Source organism: Oceanicaulis sp., assembly GCF_965249665.1.
GTDB lineage: Bacteria > Pseudomonadota > Alphaproteobacteria > Caulobacterales > Maricaulaceae > Oceanicaulis.
This window is the reverse complement of the sequence record NZ_OZ252247.1, coordinates 1,564,919-1,591,504: the sequence shown is the minus strand read 5'-3', so window position 1 is coordinate 1,591,504 and position 26,586 is coordinate 1,564,919. Positions and strand designations below refer to the sequence as shown.

General features: G+C 63.7%; 27 protein-coding genes. 10 read left to right on the top strand and 17 right to left on the bottom strand.

The features are described from left to right. Positions 1-68 precede the first annotated feature (68 nt). Positions 69-1,235, bottom strand: coding sequence for a phosphoserine transaminase (locus ACP154_RS07625; RefSeq protein WP_421860265.1), 1,167 nt, complete (start codon positions 1,233-1,235; stop codon positions 69-71). Positions 1,236-1,365: 130 nt separating this feature from the next. Here ACP154_RS07625 and ACP154_RS07620 point away from each other — a divergent pair, with 130 nt between their 5' ends. Both ACP154_RS07620 and ACP154_RS07615 read left to right on the top strand, forming a co-directional pair. Next, on the top strand, positions 1,366-2,499 hold the full coding sequence (locus ACP154_RS07620; RefSeq protein WP_421860268.1) for an aminotransferase class V-fold PLP-dependent enzyme: 1,134 nt from the start codon (positions 1,366-1,368) through the stop codon (positions 2,497-2,499). Beyond that, positions 2,496-3,410 (top strand): DMT family transporter, encoded by a 915-nt coding sequence (locus ACP154_RS07615; protein WP_421860270.1) that lies wholly within the window; start codon positions 2,496-2,498, stop codon positions 3,408-3,410. Before ACP154_RS07620 ends, ACP154_RS07615 begins: the two co-directional genes overlap by 4 nt. Here ACP154_RS07615 and thiD read toward each other — a convergent pair. Beyond that, positions 3,386-4,258, bottom strand: coding sequence for a bifunctional hydroxymethylpyrimidine kinase/phosphomethylpyrimidine kinase (gene thiD, locus ACP154_RS07610; protein WP_421861378.1), 873 nt, complete (start codon positions 4,256-4,258; stop codon positions 3,386-3,388). The genes ACP154_RS07615 and thiD overlap by 25 nt on opposite strands. A 395-nt stretch (positions 4,259-4,653) precedes the next feature. Between thiD and ACP154_RS07605 the strand changes: the two genes are divergently transcribed. From ACP154_RS07605 to ACP154_RS07595, 3 genes are all read left to right on the top strand, one after another. Further along, positions 4,654-6,450 (top strand): ABC transporter ATP-binding protein, encoded by a 1,797-nt coding sequence (locus ACP154_RS07605; RefSeq protein WP_421860274.1) that lies wholly within the window; start codon positions 4,654-4,656, stop codon positions 6,448-6,450. 165 nt (positions 6,451-6,615) lie between these two features. Next, positions 6,616-8,595, top strand: a complete 1,980-nt coding sequence (locus tag ACP154_RS07600) for a DEAD/DEAH box helicase (RefSeq protein ID WP_421860277.1) — start codon at positions 6,616-6,618, stop codon at positions 8,593-8,595. Positions 8,596-8,655: 60 nt separating this feature from the next. Next, on the top strand, positions 8,656-9,276 hold the full coding sequence (locus ACP154_RS07595; protein WP_421860280.1) for an ankyrin repeat domain-containing protein: 621 nt from the start codon (positions 8,656-8,658) through the stop codon (positions 9,274-9,276). On the opposite strand, the gene folP is transcribed toward ACP154_RS07595, so the two are convergent. Together folP and ACP154_RS07585 are read right to left on the bottom strand one after the other, a co-directional pair. Beyond that, a complete protein-coding gene (gene folP, locus ACP154_RS07590) occupies positions 9,273-10,112 on the bottom strand; it encodes a dihydropteroate synthase (RefSeq protein WP_421860283.1) in 840 nt (279 codons plus the stop codon). The genes ACP154_RS07595 and folP overlap by 4 nt on opposite strands. Continuing rightward, positions 10,106-11,038, bottom strand: a complete 933-nt coding sequence (locus tag ACP154_RS07585) for a LysR family transcriptional regulator (protein ID WP_107712406.1) — start codon at positions 11,036-11,038, stop codon at positions 10,106-10,108. The genes folP and ACP154_RS07585 overlap by 7 nt, the downstream gene beginning before the upstream one ends. 89 nt (positions 11,039-11,127) lie before the next feature. On the opposite strand from ACP154_RS07585, the gene ACP154_RS07580 reads away from it, so the two are divergent. From ACP154_RS07580 to ACP154_RS07560, 5 genes are all read left to right on the top strand, one after another. After that, positions 11,128-11,493 carry a tetratricopeptide repeat protein gene (locus tag ACP154_RS07580; RefSeq protein WP_107712405.1) on the top strand — a complete coding sequence of 122 codons (366 nt, stop codon included), beginning with the start codon at positions 11,128-11,130 and terminating at the stop codon, positions 11,491-11,493. A 58-nt stretch (positions 11,494-11,551) separates the two neighbouring features. Beyond that, positions 11,552-12,292: a helix-turn-helix domain-containing protein gene (locus ACP154_RS07575; RefSeq protein WP_421860286.1), complete on the top strand. Its 741-nt coding sequence runs from the start codon at positions 11,552-11,554 to the stop codon at positions 12,290-12,292. 48 nt (positions 12,293-12,340) lie between these two features. Further along, entirely contained in the window at positions 12,341-13,450 is a 1,110-nt protein-coding gene (locus tag ACP154_RS07570; protein WP_421860288.1) for a hypothetical protein, read from the top strand. A gap of 141 nt (positions 13,451-13,591) precedes the next feature. Continuing rightward, positions 13,592-14,419, top strand: coding sequence for a hypothetical protein (locus ACP154_RS07565; RefSeq protein ID WP_421860291.1), 828 nt, complete (start codon positions 13,592-13,594; stop codon positions 14,417-14,419). A gap of 9 nt (positions 14,420-14,428) precedes the next feature. Next, complete coding sequence (locus ACP154_RS07560; RefSeq protein WP_421860293.1) at positions 14,429-14,779, top strand: hypothetical protein; 351 nt, start codon at positions 14,429-14,431, stop codon at positions 14,777-14,779. A gap of 57 nt (positions 14,780-14,836) precedes the next feature. Here the strand turns inward: ACP154_RS07560 and ftsH are convergent, their stop codons facing one another. The 13 genes from ftsH to ruvC form a co-directional block, all read right to left on the bottom strand. Then, on the bottom strand, positions 14,837-16,774 hold the full coding sequence (ftsH, locus tag ACP154_RS07555; RefSeq protein WP_421861381.1) for an ATP-dependent zinc metalloprotease FtsH: 1,938 nt from the start codon (positions 16,772-16,774) through the stop codon (positions 14,837-14,839). 77 nt (positions 16,775-16,851) lie between these two features. After that, positions 16,852-18,135 (bottom strand): tRNA lysidine(34) synthetase TilS, encoded by a 1,284-nt coding sequence (tilS, locus tag ACP154_RS07550; RefSeq protein ID WP_421860296.1) that lies wholly within the window; start codon positions 18,133-18,135, stop codon positions 16,852-16,854. Between the two features lie 8 nt (positions 18,136-18,143). After that, entirely contained in the window at positions 18,144-19,118 is a 975-nt protein-coding gene (ybgF, locus tag ACP154_RS07545) for a tol-pal system protein YbgF (RefSeq protein ID WP_421860298.1), read from the bottom strand. Positions 19,119-19,194: 76 nt separating this feature from the next. Beyond that, positions 19,195-19,668: a hypothetical protein gene (locus ACP154_RS07540; protein ID WP_421860300.1), complete on the bottom strand. Its 474-nt coding sequence runs from the start codon at positions 19,666-19,668 to the stop codon at positions 19,195-19,197. Positions 19,669-19,746: 78 nt separating this feature from the next. Then, on the bottom strand, positions 19,747-20,262 hold the full coding sequence (gene pal, locus ACP154_RS07535) for a peptidoglycan-associated lipoprotein Pal (protein ID WP_421860302.1): 516 nt from the start codon (positions 20,260-20,262) through the stop codon (positions 19,747-19,749). Positions 20,263-20,397: 135 nt separating this feature from the next. Further along, complete coding sequence (gene tolB / locus ACP154_RS07530) at positions 20,398-21,744, bottom strand: Tol-Pal system beta propeller repeat protein TolB (protein WP_107712396.1); 1,347 nt, start codon at positions 21,742-21,744, stop codon at positions 20,398-20,400. 29 nt (positions 21,745-21,773) lie between these two features. Next, positions 21,774-22,595, bottom strand: coding sequence for a hypothetical protein (locus ACP154_RS07525; protein WP_421860304.1), 822 nt, complete (start codon positions 22,593-22,595; stop codon positions 21,774-21,776). Positions 22,596-22,607: 12 nt separating this feature from the next. After that, the gene (locus ACP154_RS07520; RefSeq protein ID WP_022700401.1) at positions 22,608-23,039 is read right to left on the bottom strand and encodes an ExbD/TolR family protein; all 432 of its coding nucleotides are present in this window, start codon (positions 23,037-23,039) and stop codon (positions 22,608-22,610) included. Between the two features lie 3 nt (positions 23,040-23,042). Next, positions 23,043-23,696 (bottom strand): MotA/TolQ/ExbB proton channel family protein, encoded by a 654-nt coding sequence (locus tag ACP154_RS07515; protein WP_133724775.1) that lies wholly within the window; start codon positions 23,694-23,696, stop codon positions 23,043-23,045. Between the two features lie 167 nt (positions 23,697-23,863). Beyond that, positions 23,864-24,307: a tol-pal system-associated acyl-CoA thioesterase gene (gene ybgC, locus ACP154_RS07510; RefSeq protein WP_421860306.1), complete on the bottom strand. Its 444-nt coding sequence runs from the start codon at positions 24,305-24,307 to the stop codon at positions 23,864-23,866. Positions 24,308-24,309: 2 nt separating this feature from the next. Then, entirely contained in the window at positions 24,310-25,344 is a 1,035-nt protein-coding gene (gene ruvB / locus ACP154_RS07505) for a Holliday junction branch migration DNA helicase RuvB (RefSeq protein WP_421860309.1), read from the bottom strand. Next, on the bottom strand, positions 25,341-25,991 hold the full coding sequence (gene ruvA / locus ACP154_RS07500; protein WP_421860312.1) for a Holliday junction branch migration protein RuvA: 651 nt from the start codon (positions 25,989-25,991) through the stop codon (positions 25,341-25,343). Before ruvA ends, ruvB begins: the two co-directional genes overlap by 4 nt. Beyond that, positions 25,988-26,485 (bottom strand): crossover junction endodeoxyribonuclease RuvC, encoded by a 498-nt coding sequence (gene ruvC, locus ACP154_RS07495; RefSeq protein WP_421860314.1) that lies wholly within the window; start codon positions 26,483-26,485, stop codon positions 25,988-25,990. The genes ruvA and ruvC overlap by 4 nt, the downstream gene beginning before the upstream one ends. Between the last annotated feature and the right edge of the window lie 101 nt (positions 26,486-26,586).

The following is a 26,586-nucleotide window of genomic DNA, read 5'->3' as shown; positions in this document are numbered from 1 at the left end:
CCGGGGGTGGCTTACGCGCTTCTCAGCCCTTGGGCAAGCAGCGCGCTGGCAAAGCCGTGTGGGCAAGTTTAATCGGCCGGGTTCGCGAGCGCTTCGTGATACGCCCAATCGAGCCAGGGGCCGAGCGCCACCAGATCATCGGCGTCCACCGTCGGGCCGCACCAGATGCGCAAGCCCGCGGGCGCCTTGGGGTGGGGAATGACGTCAAATGCGGCTTCTTCGCGATCCAAGAGCACGCCCATGCGGCGCGACACCGCCCAGCGCTCCGCCTCGGATTTGCCCTCCAGCTCATTGCCGGAAAACTTCAGCGTCACAGACGTGGTGGAGCGGGTGGCGGGGTCCCGGGCCAGGAAATCGATCCAGTCGGTTTTTTCGACCCAGGCCGCCAGCGCGTCAAAATTGGCCTGGGTGCGGTTGATCAGCGCTGACACGCCGCCCTCCTTCGCCGCCCATTTCAGCGCATCGAGATAATCTTCGGTGCACAAGAGCGAGGGCGTGTTGATGGTGGAGCCTTCATAGATGGCCGCTGTTTCCTCACCCGCTTCAAACAATTGCAGGAGACGCGGCACCGGCCAGCTGGGGCGAAACTCGCGCAGCCGCTGGCGCGCGCGGGGGCTGAAAATGGCGATGCCGTGCTGGGCTTCGCCGCCCATGCATTTTTGCCAGCTGAACGTGGTCACATCCAGCTTGTCCCAGGGCAGGTCCATGGCGAAGGCGGCCGAGGTGGCGTCGCAAATGGTCAGGCCCTCGCGATCGTCCTTGATCCAGTCGCCATCGGTGACGCGCACACCCGCCGCCGTGGCGTTCCAGGTGAAGACCACGTCATTGTTGAAATCGACCTTGGAATAATCGGGCGCCTGGCCATAGGGCGCGTGATGAAGGGTCAGGCCTTCGGGCTTGAGTTCATCGCGCGCATCAATGAGCCAGCGGCCGCCAAACTCGTCGCAGGCCAGCACGTCCACGCCGCGCGCGCCCAGCATGGACCACATGGCGCCTTCCATCGCGCCCGTGTCAGACGCCGGGGTGATGACCACTTTGTAGTCATCCGGGATTTCCAGGATTGCGCCCGTGCGTTCAATCGCTTCCGCCAGGCGCGCCTTGGGAGTGCCGCCACGATGCGTGCGGCCCAGGGGCGCCGCAGCGAGTGCAGAGAGTTCCCAACCCGGACGCTTCTTGGTGGGCCCGCAAGAGAAGCGAGCATCATTGGGGCGGCTGGTGGGTTTGAGAACCGTCATGACACGATGACCTCAGCGTTGTTATCGACAGGGCTCCACCGGTAGGCCGTGCTGCACATGCGGTCAATTGCACAAGGCCAGGAAAAATCCTGACTTGACCATGTTCCGTACACGCCGTAGCGCAAATGCCATGACCGATTATCGCGCCTTGTTCGATTTGCCCGCTGACACCGCTTACTTCAACGCGGCTCAGGTCGGGCCCTTGCCGATCCGCGCAGCCGAGGCGGGACAGACTGCCTTCCGCGACAAGCTGCGCCCCTGGCGACACAGCACAAACGCGCTGTTCTTCGACAGGCCCGAGAGCGTCAGGGGCGAAGCCGCCCGGCTGTTCAACGCGTCAGCCGATGACATCGCCCTGGTCCCCGCCGCCTCTTATGGTCTTGCCACAGCGGCGCGCAATCTTGATCTCCAATCGGGTGATGAGATTGTCATTCTGGACGGGCAATTCCCCTCAAACGTCTACACCTGGCGGGCGCTGGCGCAGCAGACCGGGGCGGTTATTAAAACCGCCAAGAGGACGGAGACCGGGACCTGGACCCAGGCGCTGCTCGCCACGATCACGCCGCGCACGCGTCTTGTGGCTTGCGGGGCGCTGCACTGGATTGATGGCGGCCGGATTGACCTTGCCGTGGTATCCCAAGCCGCCAAAGCCCAGGGCGCGGCCTTGGTGCTCGACCTCACCCAGTCGCTGGGCGTGATGGCGTTCGACGTGAAAGCTGTCGATCCCGATTTCGCGGTCGCCGCCGCCTATAAATGGATGCTCAGCCCGTATGCGACGGGATATCTGTATGTAGCGCCGCGCCACCAAGGCGGTGTTCCGCTTGAGCAAAACTGGATCAACCGCAGCGATGCCCGCGATTTCAGCCGACTGACCGATTATCGCGACACCTATGACGCGGGCGCGCGGCGGTTTGATATGGGTGAGCGCGCCAATCATCAATTGCTGCCCGCCGCGCTTGAAAGCCTTAGACTGATCAATGGACTGGGCGTCTCCGAGATCGCACGCCAGTGCGCGGCGACCAGCGCCAGTATCAAGGCGGAGGTTGCGCCGCTTGAGCTGCACGCGGACATACCAGAGCAGGCGCCGCACTATCTGTCGCTGAGCTTACCGGCCCACGCGCCGGCCGACATCGCCTTCCAGCTGCGCGAGAAAGGCGTCCACGCCTCCCAGCGTGGCCCGCGTTTGCGGATCAGCGCTCACATCTACAACACCGACAATGACGTGGACCGGCTGATCGGGGCGCTGAAAGACATTTTGAGATGACGCGCGAAGAGCCTGGGGTGAAAGGCTGGAGCGCGCTTGGCCTGCTGGCGCTTTTATGGGGTGGCGCCTTCGCCGTCATCGCGGTCGCCGTCGACACTCTGCCGCCCTCCATCGTGGTGCTGGGGCGCCTGACCCTGGCGGCCGCCGTCCTGACGGGATGGGTGTTTTATCGCCGCCGCCGGTTCCCGCCGCTGCGCGATGTGCGCTGGCTGTGGTTTCTGGGCCTGGGTCTGGCAGGCAACGCCCTGCCCTTCGTCCTGATCGCCATCGGCCAGAAAACCGTGCCCTCGGGCATCGCCGGCATTCTGATGGGCATGATGCCGCTGACGGTGATCGCCGCCGCGCATTTCCTGCTGCCGGACGAGCGCTTGAGCGCGCGAAAGGGTTTGGGCTTTGTGATCGGGTTTTCCGGCATTGTGATCTTGATGGGACCGGCGGCGCTCAAGGGCATGCTGGAAGCGGATTTCCTCGCTCAGCTGCTGATTTTCATCGCGACGCTTTGCTATGCGGCCAATGCCGTGATGTATCAGGCCGCACCTGAGACGCCGCCCAGCGTGATCGCGGCGGGCTCGATGATCTGCGCGGCGATTCTCTCTCTGCCGGTCGCGATCTATGACCTTGTCGCCGGGCCGCCGATCAGCCCCAGCCTGCCGTCGGTGCTGGCGGTGATAGCGCTCGGCCTGTTGCCGACCGCGCTCGCCACCATCGTCTACATGACCATCGCGCGCAAAGTGGGCGCGGCCTTTATCGCGCTGATCAATTACATGGTGCCGGTGGTGGCGGCGATCATCGGGCTGCTGCGCGGCGAAGAGATGACGCTTACCACCCTGATCGCACTGGGCGTGATCTTGCTGGGCGTCTATGTGGCGCGGCGCAAACCCATACCCTATTCGCCCCGCACGGGCGCGTGAGCGAATTCTGAGGCGTTGACCGTCCAGCCATGCTGGACCGGGCCATGGCCTGCGCCAAAACCGGGGGCGCGGCGGATCGCTTCATACAGATAATCCCCCGCCATTTCGACGGCCCGGTCGAGGCCCTGCCCTTGCGCCATCAAGGCGGCGATCGCGCTCGCCAGCGTACAGCCCGTGCCATGGGTATGGCGCGTATGAATGCGCGGGCGTGTGAACAGGCGCACGCCATTGCGGGTCGCCAGCAGATCAATGATCTGCGATCCTTCAAGATGACCGCCTTTGATCAGCACCGCCCTTGCGCCCATCTCCAGCAATTCATCAGCGGCGGCGCGCTGATCATCCATGTCTTCGAGGGTTCCGCCCGCCAGAATAGCGGCTTCAGGCGCATTGGGCGTGATCAGGCTGGCGCGCGGCAGTAAAAGGGTGCGGATCGCCTCGGCCGTATCCTCACTGACGAGGGAATCGCCCGAGCTCGCCACCATGACCGGATCGACGATCAGCGGCAGGCCGACCGTCCTGTTATCCTCAAGCGCCTTGACCACCGCTTCAATCGTGCCGACCGAGGCGAGCATGCCGGTCTTGATCGCGTCCGTACCGATATCTGACAAGACAGCGCCCATCTGGGCCGTGATCACGTCATCGGGAATGGCATGCAGGCCGGATACGCCCTTGGTGTTTTGCACCGTCACCGCAGTGATCGCGGTCGAGGCGTAACCGCCGAGCGCCGTGACCGTCTTGATATCGGCCTGGACGCCAGCGCCGCCAGAGCTGTCAGACCCGGCGATGATCAGAACCCGGCCCTTGGGGTCTTCAAACTCGCCCGCTCCGGTTTCGGTCTCGTCTGTCATGTCGCTCATGGCTGTGCTCCGTCTGTTTCGGCTCTGAGCTAGTCCGTGAGGCGTGAAGACGCAAGCGGGCGGCTGTGCTCGTGCAGACACACTGGCGCATAATCGCAACGCTCGCTTCAGTTCATGCTGGCCTCTGATCGGGGCTTGCTTTATGGCTCCGCACCCTGACAGAGCCTGTCTGTCCAGAAGGAGTATTCGGACCCGTGCCACGATCTTCATAGCCGCGGCGGCCTGGTTAAACCCGGGCGGTGAGCGTCGCAGCAACCGAGGACTTCGCGCGTATCGCGCCAAGCCCGAGCGCTAAATCCCTCGCCTCTTCCGCAGCTTTACAGATCGTGCGTGTCGCCCGTCGCCGAAGTCCGGTTGATGACGCCCCGCACGTATGCAGGACCGAGATGACCGATTTCAACGATTTTGAAGACGAGAACGCCCCCAGCGCGCGGGTGCTCTCCAACCTGGACGTACTCCGCTTTGTCGCGCGGCAATGGGCGCGCCGCCCGTGGCTGTTCAGTCTGGTGGTGGGCTTTTCTGCGCTCGCCACTTTGGCGGACGTCTTTATTCCCGTGGCCGCGGGTCAGCTGATTGATTCCATCAGCAGCGCCAATGCCGACCCGTCAGGCGACAGCCACTGGATCGCGCTGATCGTGTTTGTGGGGCTCGCCGTGCTGGTGAACGCCGCGCGGCAGATCATGGTGCGCTGCGAGATCCCGTTCTCCAGCGCCAACATGGCCGACATGACGTCCGAGGCCTTCGCCAAGGTCCAGCGCTTCAGCGCGGACTGGCATGCGAACGCCTTCGCTGGCGCGGTGGTCCGCAAGATCACCCGCGGCATGTGGGCGTATGACACCATCACCGCCACTTTGTGGTTCTCGATGATCCCGTCCATCGGCGTGATGGTGGCGCTGGGCGTCTACATGCTGCTGCACTGGCCCGTCGTTGGCGTGTACGCACTGGCGGTGACCTTCACCTTCATCGTGCTGACGGTCTTGGTCTCCACCTATTATATCCGCCCGCAGAACGTCATCTCCAACGCCAAGGATTCAGAGCTGGGCGGCGCTATCGCGGACGTCATCTCCGGCGTCGCGACGGTGAAAAGCTTTGGTGCGGAAGCGCGTGAGGACCGACGGTTCCATACCCTGGCCTGGGGCTGGCGGGCGCAGGCGAAAAAGACCTGGTACCGTTTCACCAATGCCTGGCTGATCCAGATGACCGCCGTCGTTTTGCTACAGGCGGGCCTGGCGGGCTTGCTGCTGCAGCTGTGGACTCAAGGTCAGGCGACGGCCGGTGATGTGGTGTTCGGCATCACCGCCTTCTTGATGATGGCGGGCTATATGCGCCGGTTCGGCGAGGAAGTTCAGAACGTCCAGCGCGGTCTGGACGAGATTCAGGACCTGGCCGCCTTCGCCCGAACCGACGCCCAGATCGCCGATCTGCCCGGTGCGCCCGCGTTCAAACCCGGACGCGGCGAAGTGGTCTTCAAGGATGTGCGCTTCACCTATCAGGGACAGGACACGCCGCTTTACGAGGACTTCTCCCTGACCATTCCGGCGGGCGAGCGGGTGGCGCTGGTCGGCCCGACCGGGTCGGGCAAATCGACCTTCGTCAAGCTCGTCCAACGGCTGTACGACGTGGAGGATGGCGCCATCGTCATCGATGGCCAGGATGTGCGCACAATCACCCAGTCGAGCCTGCGCCGCTCCATCGCGCTGGTGCCCCAGGACCCGGCCCTGTTTCACCGCTCCATCGCGGAGAACATCGCCTATGCCTGCCCGGACGCCACACACGATCAGATCGTGGACGCCGCCAAGCGCGCCCGCGCCCACGACTTCATCATCACGCTGCCCAAAGGCTATGACACGCTGGTGGGCGAACGCGGGGTGAAGCTGTCAGGCGGCGAACGCCAACGGATCGCCATTGCGCGGGCCGTGCTGGCCGACGCCCCGATCCTGATCTTTGATGAAGCCACCAGCGCGCTCGACAACGAGACCGAACGCGACGTTCAGGACGCGATGGCGGAGGTGACCCGAGGCAAGACCGCCATCGTCATCGCCCACCGCCTGTCCACAATTCGGGACGCGGATCGCATTCTGGTTTTTGACAAGGGCCGTGTGGTCGAACAGGGCACGCATGACGCGTTGGCGGCTCAGGGCGAAGGCGTCTATGCGCGCCTCGCAGCGCTGGCGGAAGGCTAGGTCAATCAAGGCCATTTCGGGGCGGATGCAGGTTTTTCGTATCTTTTCGATGCGAGGCCTGCTATCAGCCGCCGCTCAGTCGCGCCGGGGCACTCCGCGCGATCAGGTTTTCAGGGCTGGCCTCAAGCAAGGGATTGTGAGGCGCACGTCCTTTGCGAGGTACATATGAACTTCCCCACTACCATTCCTTCAGCGCTGGTCTCAGCGCTGGAGACGAAGGGCTATGACGCTCTGACAGAAGTCCAGTCTGCGGTTCTCACCGACGAGGCTGTGGGTCGTGACCTTCTGGTCTCCGCCCAGACCGGCTCTGGCAAGACCGTCGCGTTTGGCCTCGCCATGGCCGAGACCCTGCTGGCGGGCGAAGATCGCCTGCCGCAAGCGGGCGCGCCGCTGGCTTTGATCATCGCGCCGACCCGCGAGCTCGCCTTGCAGGTTCAGCGCGAACTGGACTGGCTTTACGCCAACGCGGGCGCGCGTCTCGCCAGCGCCGTGGGCGGCCTTGACGCCCGCACCGAGCGCCGGGCGCTTGACCGCGGCGCCCATATCGTCGTGGGCACGCCGGGACGCCTGCGCGACCATATCGAGCGCAAGGCGCTGGACCTGTCCAATATCCGCGCCATCGCACTGGATGAAGCGGATGAAATGCTCGATTTCGGCTTCCGCGAAGACCTTGAATTCATTCTCGGCTCTGCGCCGGAAGAACGCCGCACGCTGTTGTTCTCGGCCACGGTCTCCAAAGAGATCGCCCGCATCGCGGAAACCTATCAGCGTGACGCTTTGCGCATCTCCAAGCTCGGCGCCACCGGCCAGCACGCCGACATCACCTATCTGGCGCACACCGTCTCCGGCCATGATCGCGAGAACGCCGTCATCAACGTGCTGCGCTATCACGCAGCGCCGCGGGCTCTGGTGTTCTGCGCCCGCCGCGATGAAGTGAACCGTCTGGCCGCCAAGCTGCATAATCGCGGCTTCCACGCTGTGGCGCTGTCGGGCGAGCTGACCCAGGCGGAACGCACCAAGGCGCTGCAAGCGCTGCGTGATGGCCGGGCAAGCGTGTGCGTCGCCACTGATGTGGCCGCTCGCGGCATCGACCTGCCAGGTCTCGACCTGGTGGTTCACGCTGAACCGCCGACCAATGCTGAAAGCCTGCTGCACCGCTCTGGCCGGACCGGTCGCGCGGGCTCCAAAGGCACCAGCGTGTTCGTTGTCGCCAGCTCTCGCAAGGGCCGGATCATTCGCCTTCTGCGCGACGCCAAGGTGGAAGCGCAATGGGTGAACGCGCCGGACGCCGACGATGTCCGCGAAAAGGACCGCGAACGCCTGGCTGAACACCCGGCGCTGGCCAATGATGTGGATGAGGACCGGATCGAAGAGATCCGCGCCCTGATCGAACAGTTTGGCGCGGAAAAACTGGCCGCTGGATTCCTGGCGGAGCTTGAGCGCCGCATGCCGGCGCCGGAAGAGCTGTCGGGCACGCCGCCGGAGCGCCAGCGCGAGGACCGCGCCGACCGGGGTCCGCGCCGCGGCCGCGAAGACTTTGACGAAGGCCAGTGGTTCGAGATTGATCTGGGCCGGAAACAACGCGCCGAACCGCGTTGGCTTTTGCCGCTCATCTGCCGTATCGGCGGTGTGGTCGGCAATGATATCGGCGCGATCCGCATTGGCGATTCCGCGACCCGCTTCCAGATCGCCGAAGACAAGATCGAAGGCTTCAAGCAGGCGATGAACCAGCCGCGTGAGACCGACAAGAATGTGCGGGTCTCACTGGCGGGCGACGAACCGTTTGAGACCGCTGCCCCGGACTTCAACAAGGGCCCGCGCGGCGGGGATCGCGACCGCAGCAAACCCAAGCGCGCGCCGCGTCCGGGTAAAAACGAGCGCGCCGCCAAGCGTCATAATGATGATGACTTCTTCGGCGGCTCCGCTGAAGACACGCGCCCCAAGCGCGACTGGGCGCCGAAAGGCAAGCCGCCGTTCAAAAAGCGCGAGAGCGACAAGCCCTATGCGGCCAAACCTGGCGGCTTCAAGAAAGGCGCGGGCGGCAAGCCCGGCTTCAAGAAGGCCGAGGGCGGCAAACCTGCGTTCAAGAAGGCGGAAGGCGGCGACCGCCCCCTAAAGCGCATCAAGCGCAAAACTGACAGCTAGCTTACCAAGCGGTCACGCTATGGACAGGACAAGCCTGCCGCCGTGCGGCAGGCTTGATCCATGTCGAGCCTGATTGAATGCCTTGAAGCTCAAGACGCAACCGCCCTGAGCCAATTGCTCGGGCGTTTGCCGCATTTGACCAATGCGCCTGTGATTGAAGGGGATGAAACGCCCCATCCCATCCATGCCATCTGTAATCGGGTCTTTGACGGGCGCCTCTCAGACTCGCAAGGGCTGGCGTTCGCCAACGCTTTGATCTCTGCGGGCGCAGATCTGGACGCCATACACCCTGCGAATGGCGACAGCCTGCTAATCAGCGCGATCAGCCTGTCCTGCCCGTCCATCGCCCACCGTCTCCTCGACAAGGGCGCCAATCCCGATCCGCGCGGCCTGTTCGGCGCCACCGCCCTGCACTGGGCCGCCATTATGGGCATGGCCGATCTGGTGAAACGCCTGATGGATCATGGCGTCTATATCTATCTGCGCGACGCCCAATACAGCGCCACGCCGCTCGGATGGGCCGTGCAGGGCTGGATTGAACCGCCGCGCGGGGCGCGTGATGACCATATGGCCTGCGCGCGGTTGCTGGTCGACGCGGGCCTTCAGCCCGATGCAGAATGGCGTCACAGCGAACAGATCATGGCGGACAGTGCGCTGCGTCAGGCTTTGGGCTGGGCCTAGCCCCCCGCGTTCAAAACCGCCGCCTGCACCTTGAGCGCCTGCACCGTCTCGCGCACATCATGAACCCGCACGATGGCGCAGCCGGCGCGTGCGGCGTGCAGCGCGACGGCGAGCGAGCCGCCCAGCCGATCCATCGCCTCATCGGCCGTGTCGTCAATCGCCTGGATGAAGCGTTTGCGCGAAGCGCCGAACAGAACCGGCAGCCCCAGAGAGACGAAATGTTCCAGCGAGGCCATAAGCTGGAGATTGTGGTCAAGCGTCTTGCCAAAGCCGATGCCCGGATCGAGCACGATCAGATCCCGATCAAAACCGGTGGCGAGCAAAACGCCGGCGCGCTGGCCCAGATAGCGCGCCACATCGTTGACCACATCGTCATACTGCGGCGCCGCCTGCATGGTGCGCGGCTCGCCCTGCATATGCATCAGGCACACCGGCACCCCCAATTCCATGGCGGTTTCCGGCGCGGTCTCGGCGCGCAGAGCGTTGACGTCATTCCAGAGGCTCGCGCCGGCATGCACCGCAGCGCGCGCCACGCCCGGCTTCATCGTATCGATCGAGATCGGCGTGTGCGGACGTTCCGCCAGTATCGCCTCGATCACGGGGGCGACCCGGTCCAGCTCTTCGCTTTCAGAGACGGGCTCGGCGCCCGGTCGGGTGCTCTCGCCGCCGACATCCAGACAATCCGCGCCCGCATCCAGCAAAGCCAGCCCATGATCGCGGGCCGCCTGAGTGCTGGCGTGACGGCCGCCATCTGAAAAGCTGTCAGGCGTCACATTGACGATGCCCATAACCTGCGGCCGACCATCTGCGTGCGGGCGGATCGGGAAGGCTAGCATGGGCGGCTCGACACCTTGGAATATTGTGACGGCTCGCCATGACGGAAATGACCCCGGTCCGCGCGCAGGGCCTCGGCGATATGATCAAGTACGGTGGCTTGCGCCCGGGACCGACGCACAGCGCCATGGGCGACGAGCCACAAATCCAGCAAGACCTCGAAATCGGGCAGGATGCGCACAAGCCCGGGGCTGACCCGCGCCAGGCGGTGCGAGGTCACCCCAAGGCCCAGACCATTGCGCAGCCCCTCAAGATGGGCGCTGGGATGCGCGGCCACCATGACGTCGCGTCTTGGCTTGAGCTCATCACCAATGGGCGTGCGCGGCCATTGAAAGGCAATCGGCGCCGCCCAGCCCACCGCCACATGATCGGCGACGTCATCAAGGGTTTGCGGCGCGCCATGGCGTTCGAGATAGCATTCAGAGGCGTACATGCCGCTGCCCACTTCCGCCGCGCGGCGGGCCAGAAGGCTGTGCTGCGGCCCGGGTTGGCCCCAACGCAGGGCGATGTCGGCGTCGCCGCCCGCCAGATTGGCCGGCTCGAACCCGATCTTGAGTTCGACGGACAGGTCAGGGTGCGCCTGGAGCAAGGGCGTCAGCGCGCCTGGCAGCCAGTCTGCGCCCACGCCGTCGCTGGCGGCCACAGTCACGCGCCCCTCGATCCGCTCATTGCCGCTGCGCGCTGCACGTTCGATCGCGGCAGCCTCGTCTTGCATTTTGCGAGCATGATCGAGAACCGACCGGCCAAGCGCTGTCGGCGTCAGAATATCGCCCCGACGTTCGAACAAGGCGCCGCCCAGATGGGTTTCCAGCGCGCGCATCCGGCGGCTGACCGTAGGCTGGCTGAGCCCCAGCACACGACCGGCGGCGGCATGACTGCCCGCTTCGTAAACAGAGAGGGCGAGATAGTAGTCTGACCAGTTATCCATTCAACTATGAATACCGATTATGCAGTTTCAGTCAATTGTACATATGCTGCGGCGCGTCATATTCGTGCCACCACTGAATGGAGGCTTATATGTCCGTGTTTGCAACAGCAATTCTCGCCCTGCAACTGACCGGCGCGCCGGTCCAGGATTTCACACCGGTCCGCGTGGCCGATTCCAATATTCGCGGGTCTGTCCGCGCCCTCAACCAGGGCGACTGGTCCACCGCATTGCACTTCAGCCGCGCCGCGCTGGACGGCGGATCGCGCACCAGCGTCCGCGCCGCCGCCCATGCGAACGCCTGTATCGCCCTGCATCAGCTGGGCCAGACAGCCGAAGCGCATCAGGCCTGTGAAACCGCTTTGGCCCTGGCCCCGAACAACGCTGTGCTGGCGTCCAACCTGTCTGCGGTGCAAACCCGCATGGCGGTCGCGCCGTCTGCTGGCGCCGGCAACTAATCCCTGATCACAGGAATGCGATTTGCGCCGTCAGGGTCTGACCGGTAACCGGTGACTTATGACGGCGCACTTCATCACGCGGCTCGGCCCCTATAGCGAAACGCGATCCCGCGCCGAACGCGGCGGGCATGAGTGGCGATATGATGCCGGGTTCTTGCCCCACACGGCGCCGCATAGAGTGCTGCCCGAAAGTCGGCTGAGCCTTGTCACCGAAAGCCTATACGCGCCGTCTGGCGAGCTGCTGGACCAGTCGCACTGGGTTTTTGGCCCTATCCGCACCCCTCGGCTCTACGCGCCGCCGCCGGGCTCCGTGCTGGAAGGCACGTTCATTCTCCCCGAACAGGCGCTGTGCCTGTTGGGTGTACGTCCTGACGACTTAACCGACGCCATCCTCCCCCAGAGCGATTTCCCGCGCCTGCGACAGCCCCTGACAGAACCGTCGCGTCAAAAAGACCGGCTGGCCATCTGGGCCGCGCGCCTGTTGCGCGCCACGAAAGGCCGGGTGCGCGCCACTGCCCTCGCCGAGCGCGCCGGGGTCAGTGAACGCCATCTTCATCGCTGCATGACCGGACGGCTGGGCGTCGGGACCAAGGCGCTCGCAGCGCAAATCCGCGCGCTGGCGGCGATTGAACGCGCCGACCAGAGCACTCGTCCGAACTGGGCGGACATCGCGCTGACCAGCGGTTACAGCGATCAAGCCCACCTCAGCCGGTCCGTCAAAGCCCTGACCGGGCTCACGCCGACCGCGCTCCATGCGGAAAGATCCGTAGAGTCCGAAATCTTCAAGACCGCCCTGTGACTTTTAATCCAATCTGCCTTCAACGCCCTTTCTGGCAGGAGGATTGAGATGAAACTGTTGTTCCCCGCAGCCGCCCTCATTGCGGCGCTCAGCGCGCCCGCATGGGCGCAAGACAGGATTGAGTTTGAAGGCGAAAGCTGGCGGATCGAAGCTGAACTGGCCGAACGCTCTGAATTTCTGGGTCGCGACGCGCTGCACTTTCGCGACGGCGTGATCTGGATCGATGGATCACAGTTCGAGACTGGCGAGATCCGCTTTGAAATGGCGATCAGCGGATCTCCGGGCCATACGGGCGTTTTATGGCGCGGCCAGGGCGTGGGGGATTGGGAGAAGTTCTATTTCCGCCACCACCTCAACACCATGCCGGACTCAGTTCAGTACACCCCCGCTTATGACGGCGTGACGGGCTGGCAGATCTTTTCCGATCCAGACGCCATCAGCCAGGTCAATCATGGTCTGAACCGCTGGATGGATGTGCGCGTTGTGGTCGCTGAGGACCAAGCCGACATCTTCATGGACGGTGCGCTGATCCATCACATTCCTGACCTGCAGCGTGAAGAGGGCGCAGGCTGGGTCGGCTTCTGGCAATTGGCGCCCAACGACGTGGCGTCAGGCTATGTGCGCAATGTGCGCGTCACGCCTGAGCGCAATCCCGAGATTGTCGGCGCCTCCGAACGCAGCGCAACAGAGCCAGCGGCGAACCTTGTGCGCACCTGGCGCGTCTCATCGCCGTTCAGCGAAGCGCTATTGGCCGAGCACAGTTTTGATAGCTTGCACGCCTCTCGCGAGCGCTGGACCGCGCTCGACGTGGCGTATAACGAGATCGCCAATCTGGCGAGCGTCACCCGCCATTCCGAAGGTGATACGGTCTTCGCCGAGACGACACTGCGCGCTGACGCCCCCCGCACGGCGCTGGTCCGATTTGGCTATTCCGACCGGGTTCAGGTGTTCCTGAACGGCGAACGTCTGTTTGTCGGCAATAATGACTGGCGCAGCCGCGACTATCGCTATCTGGGCACCATCACCCGGCATGTGGCCGTGCCGCTGAACCTGCGAGCGGGCGAGAACACCCTGACCTTCGCAGTGTCTGAAACCTTTGGCGGTTGGGGCGTCACCGCTGCGCTTGAACAGGCCGAGGGTGTGCGCATCACGCCCTGATCGCGCCACCTGCTCTGCCAGCCCTGCATGCGTGATCCTGCAGGGCTGATCTGGATTGAGCGACAGTGTCGCCGCACAAACTCATAGGTTGTAATTTTCCCTCAGGCATACTTGTGGCGCTCTTCATCAAGGGAGGATCCCATGAGCCTGTCCGTGCAATTGAACATCTTCTCCGGCCGCCCCAATCCGCGCTTCACCCTGTCAGAAACAGAGGCGATATCCCTGTTCAAACGGGCGCTCGAGGTTGGGCCCGCCAGCCCGAACGCCAGCCGCGGGCTGGGATATCAGGGGTTTACGCTGCTGCCTGTTGAGCCTGGATCGGACATGGACGCCATGAGCCAGGACGCCCTGGGCGCCGCGAGCGCCCACGGCTTGACCCTGATGGGCGCGCCTGAGCTTGAGCAAGAACTGCTCACGCTGGCGCTCAAGCGCCTCGACCTGAGCGCTGCCGTGCAATCCGCTCTCGCGCACGCCCATGAACGGCCCTTGCTCACCGCCCTGCCGCAAGTCGACTGTCCCGACTGCAAGGGTCAGAATGCGCCCGCCTATGACCCCGATTGGTGGAACAACAATGCTGTCCGTCTGGCGAACAATAATTGCTATAATTACGCCAACAACCAGGCCACCAACACCTTCGCCCAGCCCGGTCGCGCCTCTGGCACGCCCATGACCGGCATGAGCTGCGGCGGGGTTCAGCCCAGCGCAGTCTCGGACGGGCTCGTCGCCTCGGCGAATTTTTCCGACGAAACACCCGGCTGGTATGTGGCGCTGGTCATCTGGCCAGGCCAGGATTTCCACTGGTATCGTCAGGACTCAAATGGCTGCTGGTCGCACAAGCCGGGTTCAACCCCTGTGATCAACACCGACAATGCCGGCGCCCAGATCACCGATCCCGCCACCTGCGACCGCGGTGATTACACCCAGTTCTGCAGTTACATGATCACCAATGCCGGCGTGGTGATCAGCTAGGCCGGTTCAATGACCGTACGTGTGATCCTTCAGATCTACTCCGGGCGACGGGATCCTCAATGGCTTGTGTCGGGTGAGCTGGCCACCCGTTTGCTCGAGGCGCTTGAGGGATTGCCCGCCGGCCCGAAATGGACCCCGCCCACACGGCTGGGCTATCGCGGCATACGCCTCGAACATGATGCGTCCGCCCGGACCTGGCTGTGCGTCAAGGGACAGGTCATGCATGAGCAGGCAGCCGGGACATCCTGGTTGTCTGATCCAACATGCTCGATAGAAGCGCTGGCGCTGGAAAGCGGGCGACCCTTTCTGGATCCCACCACGCTTGATCATCTGATTAAAATGCTCACTGACGCACACTGACAAAAAAACGGCCGCTCCTGCCGGAGCGGCCGTTTGATCGTCTGGTTTCAAGGCCTATCAGGCGCCGCCCGGCTTGGGCTCAAGCCCGCCACTGCTCGGCGCTTCATCCTCGTCATCATCAATGACCGGCACCGCGCCCGACGGCGTCGAACCGCCATCCGCTTTGGGCGGCACATCCGTGTCGCGATGGGGTTTGTTGCCCTTCAACAGTTCAACAATCTCGTCACCGGACAGAGTTTCGTATTCAAGAAGCCCTTCAGACAGAGCCACCCAGTCATCATTCTTTTCGGTCAGGATGCGGCGGGCCTCTTTCAGACCGCCCTCAACCAGCGCCTTGACCTCTCGTTCGATCTTGGCGGAGGTTTCGGCAGAGATTTTAGACGACTGCATCAATTGCTGGCCCAGGAAAACATCGCCCTGGTCTTCGCCATAATCGACGGGGCCAATCTCTTCAGAGAAGCCCCATTGGGTGACCATGGCGCGGGCCAGACGGGTCGCCTGCTTGATGTCGCTGGCGGCGCCGGAGGTGACGTTCTCCTTGCCGAATTTCAGCTCTTCAGCCACGCGCCCGCCCATCATGATGGCCAGACGTGACGTCATTTCCTGATGGGTCATCGACAGCTTGTCGCCCTCGGGCAGCTGCATCACCATGCCCAGCGCGCGACCGCGCGGAATGATCGTCGCCTTGTGAACCGGATCCGCCGCCGGCACGTTCAGCGCCACGATAGCGTGACCGGATTCGTGATAGGCGGTGAGCGTGCGTTCTTTCTCGGTCATGACCATGGTGCGGCGCTCCGGCCCCATCATGACCTTGTCCTTGGAATCCTCGAACTCGGCCATGGAGACGACGCGTTTGTTGCGACGCGCAGCCAAGAGTGCAGCCTCATTCACAAGGTTCGCAAGATCTGCGCCCGAGAAGCCCGGCGTGCCGCGCGCAATGACTTTGGGCTCCACGTCATCAGCCAGCGGCACGTCGCGCATGTGGACTTTGAGGATTTTCTCACGGCCCGTGATGTCGGGGTTGGGCACCATGACCTGACGGTCAAAGCGGCCTGGACGCAGAAGGGCTGGGTCCAGAACATCCGGACGGTTCGTCGCCGCAATCAGGATGATGCCTTCATTGGCTTCAAAGCCGTCCATCTCGACCAGCAGCTGGTTGAGCGTCTGTTCGCGTTCATCATTACCGCCGCCAAGTCCGGCGCCGCGCGAACGGCCCACGGCGTCGATCTCATCAATGAAGATGATGCAAGGCGCGTTCTTCTTGGCCTGTTCAAACATGTCGCGCACGCGGCTCGCGCCGACGCCGACAAACATTTCGACAAAGTCAGAGCCGGAAATGGTGAAGAAGGGCACGCCCGCCTCGCCCGCAACAGCGCGCGCGGTCAGCGTCTTACCGGTGCCCGGAGGGCCAACCAGAAGCGCGCCTTTGGGGATCTTGCCGCCCAAACGCTGGAACTTGGACGGGTCTTTGAGGAACTCGACGATCTCCTGGAGCTCTTCCTTGGCTTCATCAATGCCCGCCACATCGTCAAAGGTGACGCGGCCCGTCTTTTCCGTCAGCAGCTTGGCTTTGGACTTGCCAAAGCCCATGGCGCCGCGGCCGCCGCCCTGCATCTGTCGCATGAAGAAGATCCACACGCCGATCAGGAGGAGCATCGGGAACCAGTTGATCAGAATGCCCAGCGGGCTGATGCCGCCTTCGCTGGGTTGTTGCGCAGTGATGTCCACATCCGCAGACCGCAGCGCCGCGGTCACATTGGCGTCTGCCGGAATGGTGGTGCGGAAGGTAGCGCCGCCCGTGGTCTGACCGGTGATCGTCTCGCCCTGAATGGTGACAGAGCTGACCTGACCGCTTTCGACCTGGTTCATGAACTGGGAATAGTTGATCTCGTTGGAGGGCGCCGATTGGCTGGGCCCCTGGAGCATGTTGAACAGCGCCAGCAGCAGCACCAGCAAGATCGCCCAAACCAGCATATTGCGCATATTCATCGTCAGTGTCCTTGTCCGCGCCGCCATCACTTCGGGCGCGCATCTGAGGCGGTCATCAAAATCTTAGGTCTGATATTGGGACGTCAGACCGTTTTTGCCAGTGCGCTGCGTATGTGCAACGCAGATTTGTCCCCATCAAACCATGCCGGCGCGTCGCAAGGAAGCAGCCAGCGCCGCAAGCGCGTCATGCAAAGCAGCGACCAATTGTCTGTGTCGCCCAATGGCAAGTGCACGATTTCGTCTCCCTCAGCGCGAGCGCCAATCGTCATCATTGTTAACGATTGGCGGAGGGCTTGCGGCACATCGGCGAGGGAAACATCGTCCGGCGGTGACCGCTCACCCAAGGCTTCTACCCGGCATGCCGTCTCCGCCCGGACTTCAAATCGGCCATCAAACAGACCCACCTCACCCGCTTGCAGCTCCAGGACTACAGGCGCCGCACCGCCGTCCGCCCGCCCAAGCACGGCCCCGGGATCCCGGCCCATCACGCCGTCAGCGGTCAGAAGCACACCCGATTGCGTATGCGCCTCTCGCGCTTCGAGCGCCTTCAGACAGGCCTCGACCCCGTCAGGGGACGGCGTCCGCGCCTCTCCAGACACGGCGAGCATGACCGCCTCCATCGCGCGCAGCGCCATGGGTTTGGCCGCCAGTGAGACCATGTCCGCATTCAATCGCGCCCCGCCCCAGGGCGTCCAGCTTACAGCCCGCTCCACCAGGCGCCAGGCTGCGCTGCGCAGCAGGCGCTCTGCATCCACACTCTGGTCGGACAAGCTCAACAAGCCATGCTCCGCCGGACCTCCGGGCGGATACGCCTTCTGGCGCAGCTGCACACGCTCATACTGGGCGTCTTCGTTCGAGGAATCCTCGATCCAGCGCGCCTCAATACGATTGAGGTAGTCACGCAGCTCTGCGCGCCTCAACTCGAGAAACGGGCGCGCCACCGTCAACTCGCGCCCTTCGGGCCAGACCGGAGACGCGTCAAACCGGGTCATGCCGGTCAAGGTCCGCCAACCGCCCTCGCGTTTGGCCCGCATGCGCAGGGTTTCGATCCGGTCATCCAGCGTATGGCCCAGGCACAACAGATGCACCCCCAGCCCCTCGCACGCCCCCGCCAACAGGCGATGGCGCGCCTGACGCGCGGCGGCCTGGTTCTTCCTGGGCGCCGTCCATCGCAGGATATGCGGTTCAGCCCCCAGGGATCGGGCGTAGTCTGCGCTATCAGCCGCCTCGGTCGCGCTTTCCGGCCGCAATTGATGATCAACGATCAAGGCATGCAGCGTGAGATCGGGAAACGCGGCCCGCAAGGCATGGAGCAGAGCGGTGGAATCTCCGCCGCCGGAAAACCCGAGCGCCAGCGCTTCAGACACGTCGCCCCCTATCGGCAGCCGATCCGTGCGGTCTCACGTTGCGCCTTGCGGCGCGCATCCTCACCGGCGCGCGGAAATTCGGACGGGAAGCTGGCCAGCACCTGGCAGGCGCGACTGGTTTCGCCCAAAGCCGCCAGCGAGGCTCCCAACCGCACCAAAGCGTCAGGTGCGCGGGCGCCCTGACGATCTGCCTGCAAGGACGCGATATAGGAGTCCGCCGCATCCTGGAAATCGCCATTGATGAAATGGGTTTCGCCCAGCCAGTACCAGGCCTGGCCGACTTTGGCGTCTTCAGGATAGCTCTGGGTGAACTCACGCAGCAATTCGCGTGCGCCGCCAAAATCACCGTCGAGCAGGCGCGCATTCGCGGTTTGGAACAGGGTGTCGGCATCCATGACCGCTTCCGGCGGGGCGTCCAGCTCCTGAATGTCTGCGTTCAGCTGGGGCAAAGCCGCGCTTTGCGACAGGCCTTCACGTCCTGTCCCGCGCGGCGCTGGCGTGCTCTGGCCGGGCGTCGGCGCGCGCAAGGGCTGCACGGTGGACGCCCGCGCTTCAGCGTATGGATCGCTTGAATCGACTTCGTCTGCCGACAGGAGGTCTGACGGGCCGCCCAGAGACAAAGGGTCTCCCGTCGCGCCCATTTCATCCCCTGCTGCGCCAAAGGCCGCGCCGCCTGACAGCAGCCGGTCCACATTGACGCCAAGCTGCTCGAGTTCCTGGCGCATACGGCGATTTTCAAAATTGAGGCGTTCGATCTCGCCGGTCTGAACCCGCTGCTGACGCTCCAGATCATCCACGCGCATCATCAGCGTTTCCGCCACCGGGTCGCCTTGCAGCGCCCGCGCCTCAACCTCCGCCAATCGCGCTTCAACCGCATCCAGGCGCGCCGCCAGCTCCCGGCGCGACTGCGCCTCGGCCGGAAGAGTGAGCAGGGCGGTGATCAGCAAAAGCGCTGACAGTGCGGAGAAAGGCGAACGAATCATGGCGCAGCGGTCCTGTGAAGCGGCTCAGGGCTATGAGCGCTAGTGTCGTCGAGCAAACGGCGAAATCAAGGCGAAGTCAGGAATTGTTGAGCAGTCGGACTTCGTCATTCACGACGCTCCAGCCCTCACCGTCCATGTTTTGCAGGGCGAAGGCGTAGCCATACCCGTCTTCACGACGCAGCGTGCATTGCAGCTGGACATGGCTGGGCGTGCAGACCGCCTCACCGCCCGAACCGGGTTCGGCGATCTGGGCGGAGAACGAGGCGAGGTCCGCGCGGCTGTCCACGCCCCACAGCCAATAGGCGTCCGTCCCCTCAAACAGATCCGCCAGAAACGCGGCGGCGCCGCCCTCGTCATAAGGCAGAGCGATCGGCGGTTCGCCCATCGGTTCTTCATGAGGTTCGGAAACCGGCTCTTCACTGGTGACCGGGTCAGACCCCGGCGCGCCATACACGCCCGGTGACGGCTCCATCACCATGGAGAGACCATACAGCGCGGCGACAGCGGCCACCGGCGCAACGACAAGTCCTACAAATGCTCTGATAATCATTAGACTGCCCCCTCAAGCAGAAACGCCCGCAAGGATGAACCTTGCGGGCGTTTCAATCAATCCTTTTCAGGTCCTGTCTTACGACACGGCGCCGGACTGGATAATGGTCATGGCGTTCCGGTTGGTCGCCCAGCAGCTTTCGTTGGACTGGCGGCAGACCGGACGCTCTTTCCCGTAGGACACGGTGGAGATGCGCGACGGGTCAACGCCCTGGCTCACCAGGAAGTCACGGGCCGCATTGGCGCGGCGTGCGCCCAGCGCCAGGTTGTACTCACGCGTGCCGCGTTCGTCGCAATTACCGGCGACCAGAATGCGGGCGCCCGGATAAGAGGACAGCCAGGCGGCCTGACGACGCAAGGTCGCGCGCGCTTCGCTGGACAGCGTGCTCTGATCCAGAGCGAAGAAAACGCGGTCGCCCGCATTCACTTCAAAGTCTTCAACCGAACCCGGGGTCGGACCCGCCGGCTCAGGTGCAGGCTCATAGACCGGCTGCGGCTCAGGCTCAGGCATCGGGGCCACCGGCTCCGGTTGGGAAGCACAAGCGGCCAGCGTGGCGCTGAGCGCCAGAGCGGCAAGAATTGACAGGCGTTTCATGTTGGTGTCGTCCCTCTCCAAGCCTATGGCGATCCGCATAGGCAAATCGGTGTGGATTCTATCAGAATTGGCGCGCTTCACACCCCAAAAATCCCCAAAACGCGCACCTCGGTTAAGACCTTAGCCGAGCAAAGCTCAGTCGATCAAGGGCGACCACGCCGGGTCGCTGGCTTGACCCTGTGTCGGCAGGCGGCGCAGGTTGAAACCCGCAAGGTCAGTGCTCCAGATCGAGTACGTTGTTCCCTCGCGTGTTCTGTCGCCTCGTGTGAACAACAACACGCGGCCATTGGGCGACCAGGCGGGCGTATCCACGAAATAGCCTTCGTAAAGGATACGCTCCTCGCCCGAGCCGTCCGCAGCCACAACGCCCAGCATGAACTGGCCATTGCGCTGTTTCGTGAAAGCGATCAGATCGCCGCGCGGGCTCCAGACCGGAGTCGTATAGCGGCCTTCGCCAAAGGTGATGCGCTGAGGGTCGGTCCCGTCTGCGTTCATCACATAGAGTTGAGACTGTCCGCCGCGCGAAGACGAGAAGACCACCTGTTCACCATCAGGCGCATAGGACGGCTCGACATCATCAGCGGGATGGGTGGTCAGCTGGCGCAAGGTGCGCGAGCGCAGATCAAAGCGGAACAGATCGTGCCCGCTATGGCGCTCGGCGGAGACCACCAGCGCGCGCCCCTCGGGATGGAACCGGGCGGACAGGGACTGGCCTTCGCTGGCGAGCGAGGGACCGGAATCAAACAGCGCTTCCTGGCGTCCGGTCTCAAGATCATAGAGATAGCTGGTCGCCCGGCCGTCACGGAAGGACACATAGGTGATCTGCTGGGCGCTGGGCGAATAGTTCGGCAATAGCGCCATATAAGACCGGTCGGTCAGAAAGGACGGGTTCGCGCCATCCTGGTCCATCACCGCCAGGCGACGGATCGGCTCGTCATTGGGGCCATAGCCTTCAGACACATAAACGATGCGGGTGTCGAAATACCCGCTTTCGCCCGTCATGCGCTGATAGACGGCGTCAGACACCTTGTGCGCGATCCGGCGCCAATTGTCCGGCGAAGTGACGAATTGCAGCCCCTGCAATTGCTGTTCGGTATTGGAATCCCACAGCCGGAACGCGACCAGCATGCGGTCATTCTCGTCAATGCTGACTTCGCCCACCAGCAAGGCCGACGCATTGATCACCCGCCAGTCGCCAAAGCGAGGACGCAGATTGATATCGGTGATATCTTCAATGAAGGCTTCGGGTTCGACCGGGGCGAACAGCCCGGACGTCTGCAGATTGTTGGTGATCACGCGGGAGATATCGGCGCCGATCTCACCCTCGCGCGTGTCCGCACCCAGAAAATCGGGAATGGCGATTGGCGTCGGATCAAGCGTGCCTTCGGTCACATCCACCACCAGGGGTGTTTGCCCGAAAGCCGATGCGGCCATCACGATCAGCGCGACGATCGAGGCGAAGAGTTGGCGCAGGGCGGTCATGGGAAGCTCCCGGGTTCGAACGACTGGGGTCAGCGATTGCGTTGCGTGTCGACATTGACCCGAAGCACCCGCCATTGGGCATAGTGTTCGGGGGGTAGAGGATAGGGTTGGCATTCGATCGCGCCGCGCAAGGCCCGTTCACCCGCCACTCTCAGGAAAGAATTGGGCGAATTCATGATGCGCGCTTCATCGATCAGGCGCGGCGGAACAGACAGGCGGCCATTGCGCTCCAGCCGGATCTCCATAGAAATTCGCAGATCCATATTGGCTGGCGCGTCCGCGTTCGAGCGAATGCAGCGGTTCATGTGAGACGCGGCCATCGCTGACAGGCTGGCGGTCATCGCAGTGCCTGGACCGACCTGATTGCGGGTTTCGCCCACTTCGGCGCGGCCTTGCGGGGCCGTGTTTTCGCGCGACCGGTCCACAAGCTGAGACAATGCACCCAGATCGAGAGACGGCTGCTGCGGTTCAGGCTCGCGCGGAGCCGGTGTGGGCTCGGGCTCCCGCTCGGGCTCAGGTTCGGGCTCTGGCGGTGTGGGCTCGGGTTCCGGCTCAGGTTCAGGCTCGTCCTGCGGCGCAGGCGGAATGATTTCGGGCTCGGCTTCTGGCTGCGCAGGTTCAGGCTCCGGCGCGGGTTGAGGCGCGGGCGTTTCCGGCTCGATCTCGGGTTCGGGCTCGGGCTCGGGACGCGCCGCGCGCACATTGGTCTCACGCGCCAGCGTCACCAACTCCACCGGAACGACCATCAGCTCTTCAGTCAGGCGACGCGATTGCGGAAACGCGATCAGCGCGCTCGCGACCAGTCCCGCATGAACCATGAGGGACACGATGAGCCCCAGGGCCTGACGCATGGCCCGGCCTCCCTATTCGCGGATGGGTTCGGTGACGAGGCCGATATTGGTGTAGCCAGAGGCTGACACCCGGGCCATCACACGCATGACGTCGCCATAGGGCGCGCCGTCATCGGCGCGAATATAAATACGCGCTTCGGACCCCGCGCCGGTGATCGCCTGAAGGCGGGGCGCCAGCTCGTCAAAGGCCACTTCGGTCTCCATCAGATAGAGCGTGCCGTCTGACTGGATGGTCAGGGTCAGGGGCTCTTCCGACGTGGTCATGGCGCGCGCTTCTGTGTCGGGCAGATCCACCTCGACGCCGACAGTCAGCAGCGGCGCGGAGATCATGAACACGATGAGCAGCACCAGCATCACATCCACAAAGGGCGTGACATTGATTTCGGCGTTGGGCTTGAAGCGGCGACGTCCATTGCCGCCGCCGGTGTCGAGACCGCCAGCCATCAATCAGCTCCCCCGGCTCGCCAGCGCCGCCAGATCATCTACGAGACCTTCAAGGCGGGAGGCGTATTTGGAGAGGTTTGACGACAGGGCGTTAAAGAAGATCACGGCCGGGATAGCCGCCAGCAGCCCGAGCGCAGTGGCGAACAGGGCTTCGGAAATACCCGGCGCCACAACCGCCAGCGAGGTGTTGTCGGACGCGGCGATCGAGCGGAAGGCGTTCATGATCCCCCACACCGTGCCGAACAGACCGATAAAGGGCGCCGCCGAGCCGATAATGGCCAGAACGCCCAGCCCGCTCTCCATCTTGCTCAGTTCGCGATTGGCTTCCGCGCCGCCACTTTTGGCGACCGCATACCCGTCCCAGTCACGCATGGACGCCGCCAGAACGCGGCCAAACGGCTCCTTGGCGGGTTTTGCGTATTTTGCGACCAGCTCGTCGAGAGAGCCGCCCGACCAGAAATCATTTTCAAAGCGAGACGCGCCGGCATGGGCGTTGTTCAATTGAAGCCATTTCTCGATGGCGATCGCCCAGGACCAGACCGACATGAACGCCAGGATCGCCATCACCGCTTTCACCACGATGTCGGCGCGCATGAACAAATGCATGATGGTCAGTTCAGTGGCCGGACCCGTCAGCTCAACTGCAACGCTTTCCATGGAAACTCCGCTAGACCCTCGCGCATCCGGCGAAGCGGATGCGTCATTATGAAACGCCCTCGGGCTGCAGGTGTAACCGCACGCACGCGTCACGCCAAGCCGAACTCGGCTTCGTCAGTGTGACAGGCTGAGAAAAGACGCAGATTGCGGCGAATTGAGGGAGGATTCTAGCCGGTTACGTAGCGTTGCACCTGATCGAGCAGGGTTTTGGGCAAGCGCCGGGGCCGCCCTTCCAGATCAATGCAGGCGGCCTCCACATCCGCCGTGACCAGCACTTCGGCGGCGCAGACCACACGTTGACTGATCATCAGACGGGCGCCTTTGACGGCCTTGAACCGCGTTTCGATGGTCAGGGCGTCGTCGATGCGGGCGGGTTTGAGATACTCAAGATTGATCTTGCGCACGGCGAAACCCAGCGGCGGATCAAGTTTCAGAATCTCGGCATGGCTGACGCCCGCGCACCGCAAGGCGTCGGTCCGCCCGCGCTCAAGGAATTTGAGATAATTGGCGTAATAGACGACCCCGGTGAAATCGGTGTCCTCATAATAGACGCGGACAGACAGCTGGTGGGTCTTGTCGTCCAGCCAGACGCCGGCATGCGGTTCGGCCATCTCTAGCCCTCCCCGAACAGATCGTCGCTGAGATGCCGCGGCATGGTGAAGCCCAGATGCTCATAGGCGCGCTTGGCGGCCACCCGGCCGCGCGGGGTGCGCATGATGAAGCCTTGCTGGATCAAGAAGGGTTCGACCACGTCTTCGAGCGCGTCGCGGGCCTCGGCGCAGGCCGCCGCCAGCGTTTCAACGCCCGCAGGCCCGCCGCCAAAGCCTTCGATCAGAACCCGCAGATAACGCCGGTCGAGGCTGTCGAGCCCCACCGCGTCCACTTCAAGCCGGCGCAAGGCGCCGTCAGCGACTTTGGCGTCAATCACCGATGCGTCGTCGTCTTCGGCGAAATCGCGCACCCGGCGCAGCAAACGCCCGGCGACGCGCGGCGTGCCGCGGGCGCGCTTGGCGATCTCGGTCGCGCCATCTTCGTTCATGGGCGCGCCCAGCTTGCGGGCCGCGCGGGCGACGATGCCTGACAATTCATCCACCGAATAGAACTCAAGCCGCACCGGCACGCCAAAGCGGTCACGCAGGGGCGTCGCCAGAAGGCCGGCGCGTGTGGTGGCGCCCACCAGGGTGAAGGGCGGCAGATCGATGCGTACGGTGCGCGCGCTCGGCCCCTCCCCGATCACCAGATCCAGACAAAAATCCTCCATCGCCGGATAGAGGATTTCCTCCACCGCAGGCAGCAGCCGGTGGATCTCGTCGATGAACAGAACGTCGCGTTCTTCCAGATTGGTCAGGATCGCCGCCAGATCGCCCGCCTTGGCGATGACGGGACCGGAGGTGGCGCGGAAATTCACGCCCAGCTCTTTCGCCACGATCTGGGCCAAAGTGGTCTTGCCCAAACCCGGCGGGCCGGACAGCAAGACGTGATCCAGCGCCTCGCCGCGCCGCCCGGCGGCCTGGGTGAAGACTTTCAGATTGGCGATGGCGGCGGGCTGGCCGACAAAATCCTCAAACGAGAGCGGACGCAAGGCCTTGTCCCGGCCGTCATCGGGATTGGCGTCAGCAGAGATGATGCGGTCTTCCGGCTCGCTCAACGCGCCAGCTCCTTCAGGGCCGATTTGATCACCAGCCCTTCGGTCGCATCATCGCCGAGCTGACGCAAGGCTTCCGCGGCGGCCTTGCGCGCATCGCTTTCCGCATAGCCCAGATTGACCAGCGCGGAGACGGCGCTTTCACGCATCAGATTATCGTGCGAGGCCGGAGCCGAAGCCGGCGCCTCCGCGCCCGCAGGCGCCAGAGCTGCGGCAAGCCCCGCTGCGCCGGCGCCGAGAGACCGCCCGAGCGGCGGCGCCTTGTCTTTGAGTTCAGTGGCGATGCGTTGGGCGAGCTTCTTGCCGACACCCTTGGCGCGTTCAAACGCCATGGGATCGCCCAGGATGGCCGAGCTTTCAATCTCGCCCACATCAATGGCGTCGAGCATGGCGAGCGCGTGCTTGGCGCCGACACCCTGCACTGATTGCAGACGAACAAACCAGGCGCGCTCTGAATCGCTTAAGAAGCCAAAGAGCTTGAACTGGTCCTCGCGCACATGGGTTTCGATGTGAAGCGAGACGGGCTTGCCCGGCTCCAGCCGGGCGAGCGTGCGCGATCCGGCGCTGACCAGATATCCGACGCCATTGACGTCAATGACGGCCTCTTCCTCGCCGACACAATCCACAACGCCCTTGAGCTTTCCAATCACGAGGCCAGTCCTTTCATCGCGGTTCTGTGGTGAGCGTGGCAAATCGCGACCGCCAGCGCATCCGCCGCGTCCGCATCCGCTTTTGAGCCCGGCAGCAAAATCGCGATCATTGCCGCCACTTGCGCCTTTTCTGCAGAGCCTGTGCCCACCACCGATTTCTTCACGAGCTTGGGCGCGTATTCGCCCACCACCAACCCGGCCCGCGCAGGGGCCAGCATCGCCGCCGCCCGCGCCTGACCCAGCTTGAGCGCGCTGACGGCGCTGGCGTGAACAAACTGATCCTCCACCGCAGCTTCATGCGGCTTATAGCGCTCAACCAGCTCTTCGATGGCGTTGTAAATCACGGTCAGACGCTCCGCCATCGGGGCTTTGGGCGGCGCTTTGACGACGCCATACTCCACCAGCGACAGGCGCGAGCCCGTCTGGTCGATCACCCCCCAGCCCGTGGCGTTCAGCCCCGGATCAATGCCCAGTATGCGAATCGAAGCGCTCATCCCTCACACCATAAAGCGCCCAGAACAAAAGGCGACCATTGCGTGCACGTTCATCCGTTCAGCTCGCGTTCAGTTTCCTGCAACCCATAATCAGTGTAAGG

Excerpts from the sequence above, each read along its gene's own strand:
- ACP154_RS07625 (WP_421860265.1), bottom strand. The coding sequence starts at position 1,235 with ATGACGGTTCTCAAACCCACCAGCCGCCCCAATGATGCTCGCTTCTCT.
- ACP154_RS07620 (WP_421860268.1), top strand. The coding sequence starts at position 1,366 with ATGACCGATTATCGCGCCTTGTTCGATTTGCCCGCTGACACCGCTTAC.
- ACP154_RS07615 (WP_421860270.1), top strand. The coding sequence starts at position 2,496 with ATGACGCGCGAAGAGCCTGGGGTGAAAGGCTGGAGCGCGCTTGGCCTG.
- thiD (WP_421861378.1), bottom strand. The coding sequence starts at position 4,258 with ATGACAGACGAGACCGAAACCGGAGCGGGCGAGTTTGAAGACCCCAAG.
- ACP154_RS07605 (WP_421860274.1), top strand. The coding sequence starts at position 4,654 with ATGACCGATTTCAACGATTTTGAAGACGAGAACGCCCCCAGCGCGCGG.
- ACP154_RS07600 (WP_421860277.1), top strand. The coding sequence starts at position 6,616 with ATGAACTTCCCCACTACCATTCCTTCAGCGCTGGTCTCAGCGCTGGAG.
- ACP154_RS07595 (WP_421860280.1), top strand. The coding sequence starts at position 8,656 with ATGTCGAGCCTGATTGAATGCCTTGAAGCTCAAGACGCAACCGCCCTG.
- folP (WP_421860283.1), bottom strand. The coding sequence starts at position 10,112 with ATGCTAGCCTTCCCGATCCGCCCGCACGCAGATGGTCGGCCGCAGGTT.
- ACP154_RS07585 (WP_107712406.1), bottom strand. The coding sequence starts at position 11,038 with ATGGATAACTGGTCAGACTACTATCTCGCCCTCTCTGTTTACGAAGCG.
- ACP154_RS07580 (WP_107712405.1), top strand. The coding sequence starts at position 11,128 with ATGTCCGTGTTTGCAACAGCAATTCTCGCCCTGCAACTGACCGGCGCG.
- ACP154_RS07575 (WP_421860286.1), top strand. The coding sequence starts at position 11,552 with ATGACGGCGCACTTCATCACGCGGCTCGGCCCCTATAGCGAAACGCGA.
- ACP154_RS07570 (WP_421860288.1), top strand. The coding sequence starts at position 12,341 with ATGAAACTGTTGTTCCCCGCAGCCGCCCTCATTGCGGCGCTCAGCGCG.
- ACP154_RS07565 (WP_421860291.1), top strand. The coding sequence starts at position 13,592 with ATGAGCCTGTCCGTGCAATTGAACATCTTCTCCGGCCGCCCCAATCCG.
- ACP154_RS07560 (WP_421860293.1), top strand. The coding sequence starts at position 14,429 with ATGACCGTACGTGTGATCCTTCAGATCTACTCCGGGCGACGGGATCCT.
- ybgF (WP_421860298.1), bottom strand. The coding sequence starts at position 19,118 with ATGATTCGTTCGCCTTTCTCCGCACTGTCAGCGCTTTTGCTGATCACC.
- ACP154_RS07540 (WP_421860300.1), bottom strand. The coding sequence starts at position 19,668 with ATGATTATCAGAGCATTTGTAGGACTTGTCGTTGCGCCGGTGGCCGCT.
- pal (WP_421860302.1), bottom strand. The coding sequence starts at position 20,262 with ATGAAACGCCTGTCAATTCTTGCCGCTCTGGCGCTCAGCGCCACGCTG.
- tolB (WP_107712396.1), bottom strand. The coding sequence starts at position 21,744 with ATGACCGCCCTGCGCCAACTCTTCGCCTCGATCGTCGCGCTGATCGTG.
- ACP154_RS07525 (WP_421860304.1), bottom strand. The coding sequence starts at position 22,595 with ATGCGTCAGGCCCTGGGGCTCATCGTGTCCCTCATGGTTCATGCGGGA.
- ACP154_RS07520 (WP_022700401.1), bottom strand. The coding sequence starts at position 23,039 with ATGGCTGGCGGTCTCGACACCGGCGGCGGCAATGGACGTCGCCGCTTC.
- ACP154_RS07515 (WP_133724775.1), bottom strand. The coding sequence starts at position 23,696 with ATGGAAAGCGTTGCAGTTGAGCTGACGGGTCCGGCCACTGAACTGACC.
- ybgC (WP_421860306.1), bottom strand. The coding sequence starts at position 24,307 with ATGGCCGAACCGCATGCCGGCGTCTGGCTGGACGACAAGACCCACCAG.
- ruvC (WP_421860314.1), bottom strand. The coding sequence starts at position 26,485 with ATGAGCGCTTCGATTCGCATACTGGGCATTGATCCGGGGCTGAACGCC.